The 12,087-nt window shown below is 75.8% G+C and carries 9 protein-coding genes and 1 pseudogene; 5 read left to right on the forward strand and 5 right to left on the reverse strand.

The features are described 5' to 3' along the window. The 4 genes and pseudogenes from OG617_RS10715 to OG617_RS10730 all read right to left on the reverse strand — a co-directional run. Complete coding sequence (locus OG617_RS10715) at positions 1–843, reverse strand: DUF3152 domain-containing protein (RefSeq protein WP_405100885.1); 843 nt, start codon at positions 841–843, stop codon at positions 1–3. Between the two features lie 131 nt (positions 844–974). After that, positions 975–1,943 carry a DUF3152 domain-containing protein gene (locus tag OG617_RS10720; RefSeq protein WP_405100887.1) on the reverse strand — a complete coding sequence of 323 codons (969 nt, stop codon included), beginning with the start codon at positions 1,941–1,943 and terminating at the stop codon, positions 975–977. A gap of 5 nt (positions 1,944–1,948) precedes the next feature. Continuing rightward, on the reverse strand, positions 1,949–2,923 hold the full coding sequence (locus OG617_RS10725; RefSeq protein ID WP_405100889.1) for an alpha/beta fold hydrolase: 975 nt from the start codon (positions 2,921–2,923) through the stop codon (positions 1,949–1,951). A 138-nt stretch (positions 2,924–3,061) separates the two neighbouring features. Continuing rightward, a pseudogene (locus OG617_RS10730) lies at positions 3,062–4,696 on the reverse strand (hypothetical protein); the annotation flags it as partial. A 1,694-nt stretch (positions 4,697–6,390) separates the two neighbouring features. Here OG617_RS10730 and OG617_RS10735 point away from each other — a divergent pair. The 4 genes from OG617_RS10735 (at position 6,391) to OG617_RS10750 (ending at position 10,845) form a co-directional block, all read left to right on the forward strand. Then, on the forward strand, positions 6,391–7,029 hold the full coding sequence (locus tag OG617_RS10735) for a TetR/AcrR family transcriptional regulator (RefSeq protein ID WP_405100891.1): 639 nt from the start codon (positions 6,391–6,393) through the stop codon (positions 7,027–7,029). 65 nt (positions 7,030–7,094) lie between these two features. Then, complete coding sequence (locus OG617_RS10740) at positions 7,095–7,322, forward strand: DUF3107 domain-containing protein (protein WP_387014848.1); 228 nt, start codon at positions 7,095–7,097, stop codon at positions 7,320–7,322. Between the two features lie 494 nt (positions 7,323–7,816). Next, the gene (locus tag OG617_RS10745) at positions 7,817–9,541 is read left to right on the forward strand and encodes a DEAD/DEAH box helicase (RefSeq protein WP_405100893.1); all 1,725 of its coding nucleotides are present in this window, start codon (positions 7,817–7,819) and stop codon (positions 9,539–9,541) included. Between the two features lie 152 nt (positions 9,542–9,693). Beyond that, entirely contained in the window at positions 9,694–10,845 is a 1,152-nt protein-coding gene (locus OG617_RS10750) for a class I SAM-dependent methyltransferase (RefSeq protein WP_405100895.1), read from the forward strand. Between the two features lie 24 nt (positions 10,846–10,869). On the opposite strand, the gene OG617_RS10755 is transcribed toward OG617_RS10750, so the two are convergent. Then, a complete protein-coding gene (locus OG617_RS10755; RefSeq protein WP_405100897.1) occupies positions 10,870–11,328 on the reverse strand; it encodes a hypothetical protein in 459 nt (152 codons plus the stop codon). Between the two features lie 288 nt (positions 11,329–11,616). Between OG617_RS10755 and OG617_RS10760 the strand changes: the two genes are divergently transcribed. Further along, positions 11,617–12,033: a helix-turn-helix transcriptional regulator gene (locus tag OG617_RS10760; RefSeq protein WP_405100899.1), complete on the forward strand. Its 417-nt coding sequence runs from the start codon at positions 11,617–11,619 to the stop codon at positions 12,031–12,033. Positions 12,034–12,087: the final 54 nt, after the last annotated feature.

The raw sequence follows: 12,087 nt of genomic DNA on the forward strand, positions 1-12,087 counted from the left end.
TCAGACGCCCGGGATCGGCTCCCCGGCGTACCGGTCCCCGTCGAGGTAGGGCCAGGCGTTGGCGACGCAGCCATCCAGGCCGTACGTCTGCTGCTGCATCACCGGCGCGGCCTGGCCGGGCCCGGGGCAGGCCTCGTGCAGCTCGCCGAACTCGTGCCCGACCTCGTGGTTGACCACGTAGCTGCGGTAGACCGCCAGCGGCGCGCCGTAGTCCGGGACCGCCTCCATCCAGCGGGCCAGGTTGATGATCACCTGGCCGGGGAGCCGGCAGGAGGTGTACCGCTCGGTGCTCAACCCGCCGAGCGCGCACATCCGCTCGGAGGTGACCGGGGTGGCCAGGTAGACGGTGAAGTCGGCGTCGGCGGCCTCGGCCACCCGCTGCACCCGCAGTTCCCCGGAGGCGATCCAGCTCCGCGGGTCGCCGAGCACCTCGTCGACGGTGGCCGCGAACGCGTCCGCGTCCTGGCCGGTGCCCTGCTCGACGAGCACCTGATAGCGGCGCACCGGGCCGGCCGCGCCCCGGACCGGGGTCTGGCCCGCCGCCGGGACGAACCGGCCGGGGCCGCTGCTCGGCCAGCCGGCCGACGCGGCCGGGCCCGCCGGAACGCCCTGGTCCCCCGCGCCGCCGCCGGGCAGGACCCACCTTCCGCCGGTGCCGGCGGGGCCGGCCGCAGGACCGCCGCCGAGGACCAGGGCCGCCGCCCCGACGAGCGCCACCAGCCCGGCGAGGCCACCGAGGCCGGCGAGCAGCGTACGCGGGCGGAGCCGCCCCGCCCGCCACCCGGCCAGGTCAGGACACGGACGGGCGGGGCGGGACGGCCCGGAAGGGGACGCCGAAGTCACGCCACCAGCCTGCCAGACCAGCCGGTCATTTCCGGGCATTTACCGCAGCTACCGCGAAATGCCCTCACGTCGCCCGGCTCACGCGTCGCTCCGGAAGCCGGCTCGCGCCGCCCGGTCGCCAGCCTCCCGGGTCAGAGCGGTGGGCCGGAGTACCGGCGGCCGTCCAGGTACGGCTGCGGGTTGGCCACGCACCCCCGCAGGAAGAGGGTCTGCTGCATCATCACCGGCGCGGGCCGGCCCGGCTTCGGGCAGCGCTCGTGGTGGTACCCGAGCTCGTGTCCGACCTCGTGGTTCACCACGTACGTCCGGTAGACCGACAACGGCACGCCGGCCGACACGAAGTGCGGCACCGAGTTCCGCCACCGGTCCAGGTTGATGATCACCTTTCCCGGCGCCCGGCAGGAGGTGTACGGCCGGCCGCCCACCCGGATGTCGACGCCGCCGGCCGCGCACATCCGGCCCGCGGTGCGCGCCGTGGCCAGGTGGACCGTGAAGTCGTGCGGGGCCCCGCCCGGCACCCGCTGCAACCGCAGCCGGCCGCCGTCCACCCAGCTCCCCGGCCCGGCCAGCGCCTCCTGCACCGCCGTGCCGAACGCCGACGCGTCCTCGCCCGTCTCCGGCTCCACCGCCACCCGGTAGCGGCGCAGCCGGCCGGACGTGCCGAGCACCTCGCCGGCCCGGTCGTCGTACCGGAACCCGCCCCGGCCGGCCGACGGCACCGGGCCGGGCAGCCGCAGCACCGGCGACGCCGAACCGCCGGAGGCCGGCGCGGTCGGGTGGGGGGACACCGGCCCGGAAGACGCGACGGCCGGGCCGAACAGGCCGAACGCGCCGGCCGGGCCTGAGGGATCGGTCGGGGCGGAGGGGCCGGCCGGGGCGGTCGTCGAGGGCTGCGCGGACTGGTCCATGGCCGCCCCCGCCACCCCGGCCGCCGACCGCTGCACCTGGCCGGCCGACGGCTGCCCGACCAGCCCGGCCAGCACGCACACGGCGAGCGCGACCAGCGAAAGGACCGTCCGCCACCGGCGACCGGCGGGGCGCGCGAGGGGAGCCGCCGGGAGGCTCGTACGAGGAGCGCGGCGGGAGAGGAATCGGGGCATCCCGGTCAGCCTGCCATGTCGCGGCGGGCCCCGGCGTCCTCCGTTTCGGCGAGGAGCCCGAGCACCGCCCGGGCCACCGTGCGGGGCACCTCCATCTGGGCCACGTGCCCCACCCCGTCGAGCATCAGCAGCCGGCTGTCCGGGATCACCCGGGCGGCCTGCGGTGCCACCCGCACGTCGACCAGCCGGTCCTGGGAGCCGCCGATCACCAGCGTCGGCGTGGGCACCGCCGCGGCCATCCGCCACAGCGACTCCGCCCCTCGCAGGTACGAGCGCAGGAAGCTGGACACCAGTCCCCGGAAGGTGCGCACGTACGCGGCGGCGTGGTGCTCGGCGTGGTAGCGCGCCCGGATCTCCTCCAGCGCCTCCCGCCGACGCTGCTCGCTGATCCGGGTCAGGTCGGCCACGGAGGACTCCATCATCTGCTGCTCCATCACCTCGGGGGCCACCCGGGCCAACTGCCAGCCGACGAGGCGTTCCCCCCGGGGGAGGGCCAGCACCGGCAGCATCCGCCCCTGCAACGACCGGCGGAAGTCGAGGAAGGGCAGCGCCGGGGAGACCAGCGTCAGCGTGCGCACCAGATCGGGGCGCAGCGCCGCGACCCGCACCGAGATCGCCCCGCCCAGCGAGTTGCCGAGCAGGTGCACCGGCCCCCGGCCGGCGTGCTCGATCAGGCGGACCAGCCGGTCGGCGAAGGCGGGGATCGTGTACCGGCGCCCCGGCTCGCTGAGCCCGAACCCGGGCAGGTCGACGGCCTGGCCGTCAAGGCGGTCGGCGAGGAGCCCGGCCAGGTCGGTCCAGTTCTGCGACGAACCGCCGAGGCCGTGCACGTAGAGGGCCGGCTCCGCGCCAGGGGCGGTGGCCGGGGTGTCCCGAACGTAGGTGACCGAGCCGTCGAGGCGTACCTCCCGGCCTGGCCACGGCGGCGGGTCCTCGTGCCCGGGTAGGAGGTGGTCCGGCCCGAGGGTGGCACGTTTCATGGCTCAATTCTGCCCGGCCCGGCACCGGGCGGCAGCGGGCCCGGGGTGTGTGCCGCGCCCCAACCTTCGCGCCGCCGCACCTGGGTCGAGCCCGGCCGGCAGCCGCGCGACCGGTCAGGCCAGCAGCCGCGCGACCGGTCAGGCCAGCAGCGCCTCGAGCCGCCGGTTGACCGCCGCCAGGGTCGCCCGGACCACGGCCTGCCGCGGATCGCCGGCGACCAGCGCCGACCCGGCGAGCTGCTCGACCCAGCCGTCGCAGACCAGCAGCACCACGACCGTGGCCACCTCGCAGTTGCCGAACGGCACCACCGCCGCGTGCTCGACGAAACACCGCCCCTGATCGGTGTCCTGCTCCTCGCCGCGCAGCAGCGTGTCGACCGCCGCCGCGGCGGCGACCGCGCAGAGCCGCAACACGTAGCCGTCCACGGCGGGCCCGGTGGCGTGCCCCGCCGCGCTCTCCGCGCCGGCGAAGAGCCGGACCTCGACGGTGGCGTCGAGGCCGAACGTGCTGACCTGGACGTGGTCGATCACCACCCTGGGGCCCGGCACGCCACCGGTGTCCAGCGGTCGCGACGGCGCGGTCTCCGTCGTGGTCATCTGCCCGCCCGAGTACGAGGCGCCGAGCGTCGCCGGGCTACCGGTCGCGGCGCCGGCCGTCGCCACCTGGCCCGGCTCCTCCACGACGGCCCGGCCACGATGCCCGGTCGGCTGACGGCGTCGGCGCGGCGGCTCACCCGCCGGCTCGGGTCGGCGGTCGACCCGGTACGGCGGGGCCTCGGCCGGCGCGCGGCCCTCGGTCACTCGCGGCCCGGGGCCCCGGGCGTCGGGGACCCGGGCGTCGGGCAGCGGGTCCGCCGAGCGGCGCCGCACCGGCGGGGGCGGCGGGGTGTTGGGGATCCCGGGGACGTTCTGCGGCGCGGCGGCCAACCCCATCCGCTCCTGGAGCAGGCGGGCGACGTGCCGGCTCACCTCGGCCGGGTCCGCGCCGTCGGCGAGGTCGAGGCGGAGGCTGTGCGCCCCGGCCGGGGTACGGCGCAGCGCAGCGTCCCGCACCCCGGCGACCCCCCGGACGGCGTCGAGAATCGCGTTGACGTCGAACCCCTCGGGCCGTTCCTGCGGCGGCGCGGGCTCGTCGTCCCTGCGTAGATGGGTGGCGATGCGGGCGAGTTCCGGGGTTTCGGCGGGTGGCTCCACGGCTGGCAGCTCCGGCACGACGGGCACGTCCGGCTCGGCGGGGACGCGCTGCGGCAACACCGCCGAGGTGCGGTCCGGCTGCCGGTCATCGTCGACCGGGTTGGCCGGGGATCCCGGGTCGGGTGCGGATCGGCGGGCCGCGTACGGGGATGCGCTCGTCGGGACGGGCGCGGGTGGGGTCCGGATGAGCCGTCCGATCGCGCTCGTGGCGGGCACGGCGGCGGGACCGGCGCTGGTGGGGGCCGGCGGTTGGCCGGGGACCGGCGGTTGGCCGGCGACCTCGGCGGGCATGGTGTCATCGAGGACGGGACGTAGCCGGAACGGCCTGGCTGCGCGCAACTCGGCGGAATCGACGGCCGCGGTGGCCGCAGCGTCGTGACCGGACGCGGACTGCCCGGGTGGGGCGGACGGCGCCGGTGGGACAGGCGCCCCGGACGGCCCGGGCGGGGCGGGTTGGGCGGGTGGGGCGGAGGTGGGACGCCCCCCGGCCCAGGCGGGGCGCTCGACCTGGTCAGGTGCCGGCCGGGCAGCCGGCTCGTACCCGGGATGCGGCTCAGGCCGGGGGAACTCGTACGACGGGCCGGCCTCGGGACGCGACGGCTGGTAGGGCCGGGCGGGTTCGGCCCGCGCCGGCTCGTACGGCCGGGCCGACTCGGCCGCGTAGGGACGACCGGACTCGGCCGCGTAGGGACGGCCCGGCTCCGTGGTGTGGGGACGGCCCGGCTCCGTGGTGTGGGGACGGCCCGGCTCGGGCTGGTAACCACGGCTCGGGTCCGGGGCCCAGTCGACGGCCCGGTCCTCACGGGACCGGCGACCGGGCGGTTGGCTCTCCTCCTCGCGGGACCGGCGGGCGGCCGCGTCCTCCTCGTCCCCACGGGACCGACGACCGGCGGCGTCCTCCTCCGCACTGGTGCGGCGGGCGGCCGGATCCTCCTCCTCGCGGGACCGGCGACCGGGGCCACCGCCCTGTTCGCGGGACCACGGCGGCGCCCAGCTGCCGCCCCAGCTCGGCCGGTTCCAGTCGGGGCCGGCGAAACCCGGCTCGGGGGTCGTCGCGCGCTCGGCGGCTCGCTCCCACGCGGCTCGGCGGTCGTCGACACCCGGGTGGTCGTCCTGAGTCGGGTGATCGTCGACACCCAGGCGATCGTCCGGGACTCGGCGGTCGCCGGCACCCGGACGGTCGGCGGCGGTCGGCAGATAGCCGGCACGGTCGGTGGCGGGCGACCGGGCGGGGTGGTCGGTGGCGGGCGGGCCGCCCCCGCCGGGCGGATCGGCGGCGGGCCCGGGCCCCTGCTCGGCCGCCGGACGACCGCTCTGCGCCGCCCCGGACGTGCGGGTCACCCGGTCGGCGCCGGACGGGTCTGCCTGTGGGTAGCCACGTGGGTCTGCCTGCGGGTCGACGTCGGGCGGGAAGCGGTCGGCCCAGTCGGACGGACGGTCGGCCCAGTCGGACGGCGCTCCGACGGACGCGCTCGGCTCGGGGACGGAGCGGTCGGGGATGGGGGCGTGCAGCCCGGATGGCACCTCGAAGCCGGAGGCGGCCGTGCCGGGCGGCGGCACCTGCACGGCGGGCGGCGCGGACGACGGGACGCTCCCGTCCGACCAGCGGCCGGCGCGGGCCGCCGGAGCCTCCTCGGAGGCGTGCCGAGCTGCGGCGTCCGCCTCACCCTCGTGCTGCGGGCCGGCCGACCGTTCCAGCGCCGGGGCGGGACGCTGCGCGGGGACGGCCAACCGCCCGCCGTCGCCGTCCCGGCCGGGCTCCCCTCCCAGGGGCGGCGCGCTGACCGGCGCCTGGCGGCCCACCGGCGGCTCCTCCCCGGCGTGGGTCACCCCGTTGACGTGCGGGGGGTGGCCGTTGACCCGGGCCGGCGGCCCGGGCTCGGGGGGCAGGCCGGGCAGCGGTGCCGGAAGATCGCCGTAACGCGGTGACGAGGCACCCCAGCCGGAGACGGGCTCGGACCGGCGCCAAGGGATCGACGACTCCCGCGACCCGTCGCCGCCGGTGGACCAACCGGCCACCGGGGGCGCCCATCCGCTGGCGGAACGGGCCAGGTCATCCTGCTGACCCGTCCCGTCGCCGTGCTCTCCCGGGGTGGCGGCACCGGGTTGCCCTGTTTCAGTCACCGCGCGCTCCTTGGTCGCCCCCGCTGAGGCTACCGTGTGGTGACAGTGGCGATAAGTTACAGCAGCGGGCCAATTCCGCGAGGGGTTCACGAGCCCCGACCGGTTCGGGCGATAAGTGCCAGCTCGTACGAACAGTTTCGGAGGTTCCCATGACGGCTGTGGGGAACGACGCCCAGACCACCGGCCGGCCCACGCGCCTGCCCCGCTCGGCTCGGCGCAAGCAGCTGCTCGCGGCGGCGCAGGAGGTGTTCGTCGCGCAGGGTTACCACGCCGCCGCGATGGACGACATCGCCGAGCGGGCGGGGGTCTCGAAGCCGGTGCTCTACCAGCACTTCCCAGGCAAGATGGACCTCTACCTGGCGCTGCTGGACACACACTGCGACGCGATCGTGGCCAAGGTGCACGACGCCATGCGTGGCACCAACGACAACAAGGAGCGGGTCAGCGCGTCGGTGCGGGCCTACTTCGACTTCGTCGACCACGAGAGCGAGGCGTTCCGTCTGGTCTTCGAGTCCGACCTGCGCAACGACCCGGCCGTGCGGCAACGGGTGGAACGGGTGGAACAGGGTTGCATCGCGGCGATAACCGACACGATCATCTCCGACACCGGCGTCAGTCGAGCGCACGCCGAACTGCTCGCCTCGGGGCTGGTCGGCGCGGCGGAGACGGCGGCGCAGTTCTGGCTCGCCGATGGCCGGCAGGTGCCCAAGGCTGAGGCCGAGGCGCTCGTGGCCGCGCTTTCCTGGCGGGGCATCGCCAGCTTCCCGCTGCAGGGTGAGTCAGCCTGAACATCCGGCTGCGAGATCGGATAGCCTTCCCACGGCGGCTTTTTCGCCCCAGTTGAGGAGGCACCGTGGAGGTCAAGATCGGCGTGCAGTACGCGCCGCGCGAGCTGGTTCTGGAGAGCGCGCAGTCGCCGGCCGAGATCGAGCAGATCGTGACCGACGCCATGGCCAAGAGCGAGGGGACGCTCTCCCTGACCGACGAGAAGGGCCGGCGGGTCATCGTGCCGATCGGCAAGGTGGCCTACGTCGAGATCGCCGAGGCGTCGCCGCGGTCGGTCGGCTTCACCGTCCGCTGATCCGTCCGGCGTCCGTGGCGGGGTGCGGCACCGTGCACCGCCCGCCACGGACGCCGTCGTGCGGTCCGGTGGTGGCAGCGCCCCCCGGAAGAGGTCGTCGCTGACCGGGTTGCCCACGTACGCCTCGGTCACCGCCTCCAGCCAGTCCTTCGGCTCGCTACCGCCCCTTCCGGAGCTGCGTGACGCCCGAAATCGCCCCGGCTGACCGGACGGGCGAACGACGATCTGTGTCCCAAGTCACACTTGGCACCCCCGAATGTCGGGCCACACCCCTGAGCAGGGACGACACAGTGGCGGCTCAGGTAGTATTGGGCAGTTGCCGCTGGGCGCACCCGATCTGACCGAGGTCCGGTCGACCCGAAGTACTGCCCATCGGCGCGCGTGCGGCCCGGTCCGGCTCGGCGATTCCGCCCCCGACCGTGTGGCCCGCGCAACTACCGACCGCGCCCTGAGGACATGAGGGGCGCACCACGAGAGGGCACCCCCAAATCCATATGAGCGAGCAGATTCTCGATCTCACAGGCGGCCACGAGCTGGCCCCGACCGCCCCGGTCCGCCCGGAGGCCCCCACGTTCGCCGAGCTCGGCGCCCGGCCGGAGACCGTCGAGGCGCTGGCCGCGGCCGGCATCACCCGCGCCTTCGCCATCCAGGAGTACGCGATCCCGATCGCGCTGCGTGGCACCGACATGATCGGCCAGGCACCGACGGGCACCGGCAAGACCCTCGGCTTCGGCGTGCCGCTGCTGGAGCGGGTCTTCGCCCCCGCCGAGGGCAGCGACGGCGTGCCGCAGGCGCTGGTCGTCGTTCCCACCCGCGAGCTGGGCATCCAGGTCGCAAAGGACCTCGCCGCCGCCGGCCGGACCCGGGGCGTCCGGGTGCTGCCGATCTACGGCGGGGTGGCGTACGAGCCGCAGATCGACGCCCTGCGCAAGGGCGTGGAGATCCTGGTCGGCACCCCCGGCCGCCTGATGGACCTGCAGAAGCAGAAGCACCTGCGGCTCGACCGGGTGCGCGCGCTGGTCCTCGACGAGGCCGACCGCATGCTCGACCTGGGCTTCCTCGACGATGTCGAGAAGATCCTCGCGATGCTGCCGGAGGACCGGCAGACGATGCTCTTCTCGGCCACCATGCCGGACCCGATCGTCACCCTGTCCCGGCGCTTCCTGCGCCGCCCGATGACGATCCACGCCGGGCACACCGCCGAGACCGGGCCGTCGCCGCAGACCGAGCAGCTGGTCTACCGCACCCACTCGATGAACAAGGTCGAGATCGTCGCCCGGATCCTCCAGGCGGAGGGGCGCAGCCTCACCATGATCTTCACCCGCACCAAGCGGGCCGCCGACCGGGTCGCCGAGGACCTCGACTTCCGCGGCTTCGCCGTGGCCGCCGTGCACGGCGACCTGGGTCAGGGTGCCCGGGAGCGGGCGCTGCGCGCGTTCCGGGCCGGCAAGATCGACATCCTGGTCGCGACCGACGTGGCCGCCCGAGGGCTGGACGTCAGCGGCGTCACCCACGTCATCAACTACGACTGCCCCGAAGACCAGGACACCTACACCCACCGGATCGGTCGTACCGGACGGGCCGGCGCCACCGGCGTCGCGGTGACCTTCGTCGACTGGGACGACATGCCCCGCTGGCGGATCATCGACAAGACGCTCGGGCTGGACATGCCGGAGCCGCCGGAGACGTACCACACCTCGCCGCACCTCTACACCGACCTGGACATCTCCCCCGACGTCACCGGCACCCTGCCGACGGCGGAGCGGACCCGGGCCGGGCTGTCGGCCGAGGTCGAGGAGGACCTCGGCGGCCGGCCCCGGCGCGGTGAGAGCGCCGCTGGCGGCCGAGGGCCCCGACGCGGCGAGGGTCGCGGTCGCGACGAGGCACGCGGGCGCGACGAGGGTCGCGGTCGTGGCGAGCGCCGCCAGGGCCGCTCCGGCCCGGCCGCCGTGCCGGACGCCGCCGAGGTCCCGGTCGACCAGGCCGCCGAGGAGGGTGCCCGGACCGCGCGCCGCCGGCGTCGCCGCCGGGTCGGCGAGGTGGTGGCCGGCGAGCCGACCGCGGTGATTTCCGCCGAGCCGACCGGTGCCGAGCCGACCGGCACCGAGCCGGCCGCAGCCGCAGCAGCCGCCGACGGGGAGCCGGGCAAGCCGCGCCGCCGACGGCGCCGTCGGGGTGGCTCCGGCGCGGGTACGCCCGCCGAGGCGACCGCCGACTGACCCACGTCCCAGACGTCGACATCCCCCGCCCCGGCCCGCCCGGCGCGGGGGATGTCCCGTTCCGGCCGGCCCGCCCGCCCTTCGACGGGACCGGCCGCCCGACAGGACCGGCCGCCCGACAGGACCGCTCGGGCGACGAGGAAGATGGGAAGATGCCCGAACCGCTGGACGCCGCCCTGACCGAGGTCCGGGCGCTGCTGCTCGACCCCGCGCTGACCCGGGCGGTCGCCGCCGGCCGCCGTCGCGGGCACCGCCCCTCGATGGTCCGCGCCGAGCTGCGCCCGGTCGCCCTCAAGGCCGGCCCCCGGTTGCAGATCGCCACCTCCGACGGGGCCCGCCCGTACACCCGCAATGTCGCGCCCGGCACGGAGGCCGGCGCGGCGGTGGACGCCCTGCTGGCCGAGCCGTTCGGCAACTGGCACGTGGAGACCGCCGACGTGACGCTCCAGCTCCGGGTGACCAAGTCCGGTGAGGCGCAGGTGCACCGGGTCGCCGCCGCGCGTCCCGCGCCGGAGCCGGGCGGCCATGACCGGGCCAAGGAGTGGCTGCTCGACCCGGGCGACGAGATCTTCGCCGAGATCGGCGGCTCGGCGGCGAAGCGTCGACAGGTGGACGCGTTCCTGCGGGCGCTGGCCGCCACCCTGCCGGACGACCTCACGGGCCCGCTGCGGGTGGTCGACCTGGGGTGCGGCAACGCGTACCTGACCTTCGCCGCGTACCGCTACCTCTCCCAGCGGGGGCTGGACGTGCGGCTGGTCGGCGTCGACGTGCGGGAGGACCAGCGGCGGCGCAACACCGAGCTGGCCGAACGGCTGGGCTGGGCCGACCGGGTGAGCTTCGTGGCCGGCACGATCGCCGACGCCGCCGTCGAGCCCGCGCCCGACCTGGTGCTGGCGCTGCACGCCTGCGACACCGCCACCGACGAGGCGCTGGCCCGCGCCGTGCGGTGGGACGCCCGGTGGGTGCTCGCCGCGCCGTGCTGCCACCACGACCTCGCCGCCCAGCTACGCGCCCGGCCGGCCCCGCCCCCGTACGAGCTGCTGACCCGGCAGGGAATCCTGCGCGAGCGCTTCGCGGACGTGCTGACCGACTCGCTGCGGGCCGCGTTGTTGCGGCTGCACGGGTACCGGACCGAGGTGGTGGAGTTCGTCGACTCCCGACACACCCCCCGCAACCTGTTGATCCGGGCCCGCCGGGTCGGCACCGCGCCCGGCCCCGAGCAGCGGGCGGAGTACCGAGCCCTGCTCGACCAGTGGCAGGTCACCCCGCGCCTGGAGACGCTGCTCGCCACCCGGGAGGGCTGACCCCGCCGGGGCGCCGACGGCCCGTCAGCGGTGACGTTCGCCGTTGCCGCCCCGGTCCCGGTCCGACGCCCGTTCGTTGGTGGAGCTGCGGTCGAACGCCGACACCCGGTCGCCCGTTCCTCGACCGAAGCGCTCGCCGTCGGCCGACACCGTCGGGAAGGGCACCACCTTGCCCGGGGTCTCGGCGTTGCCGGCGGCGGCGAACGCGTTCCAGGAGATGTCGACCAGCAGCCGCTTGAGTTCGGCGTGCCGCACGGCCGCGTTGCGTTGCAGGGCCATCCGGGCCCCGAGCACCACGCCGACGAGCGTCGTGGTGACCGCGCCTGCGGCGGCCAGGACGTGGGCTCCGTCGGCCTGGCCGGTGCCGAGCACGAGGACCAGGAGCCAGATCCAGAAGCCCGCGGCGAAGACGCCCGCCTTGGCCACGAAGAAGAGGCTGACCGTGCCCGGACGGTACGGCGGGGGACGGCTCGGATCGGCCATGCTGCTCCTCATCGACGCGGCCGATGGGGGACGGGCGACCGCGGCCGGTAGGTGGACGAGCATCGAGCTTAGTTGACGTCCGGCAAGCACCGACAGGCACGATCCCGACCGCCGAGAACCGGCCCTGGCACGTCCACCAAGAAAACGTGAGCGATCTTCGCAGGTCATCCGGGGGTGGCGGTGCGGACGACGATCAAGGGGCGGGCGATGGCTTGCTTCCCTCATCGGGAGTACTACGCTCGAAGGGCACCGTCCGGTGCTCCAGCCGGGAAGGAAGACCCCGCAGCGATGGCCGCGTCAGAGGTTTCGCCGCAGATGGCCTTCGCACGATTCGTGCGGCGGGCCATCGACGACGCTCGGGAAGAGCGCGGCTGGACCGTCAGCGACCTCGCGGGGCACACCGGGGTCGGCCGTTCCACCGTCTTCCGCTGGCTGGCCGGCGACTGGCACGACTATCCCGAGCTGGCGAAGGTACGCGGCTTCTGTGCGGCCCTCGACCTGCCCGTGACGGCGGCCTTCCGGGCCCTCGGCCTGCCCGACGCGGGCCCCGCCCCACGCCGGCGCGGCGACGAGGGGCCGGTCGAGGCCGACGTGCGGGTCATCCTCCAGCGGCTTGCCGACCCGGCCGTGCCGGCCGAGGAGAAGCACCACATCCGCGACCTGCTGCGATACCTGGCCCGCCGCCCCGTCCGCCGCGCCGGCTGATCGGCACCGCGAAGGCGGCCAGTCGGTCGTGCCGGCTGATCGGCACCGCGAAGG

It is taken from the genome of Micromonospora sp. NBC_01412 (assembly GCF_045040215.1).
GTDB classification, from domain to species: Bacteria; Actinomycetota; Actinomycetes; order Mycobacteriales; family Micromonosporaceae; genus Micromonospora; species Micromonospora rubida.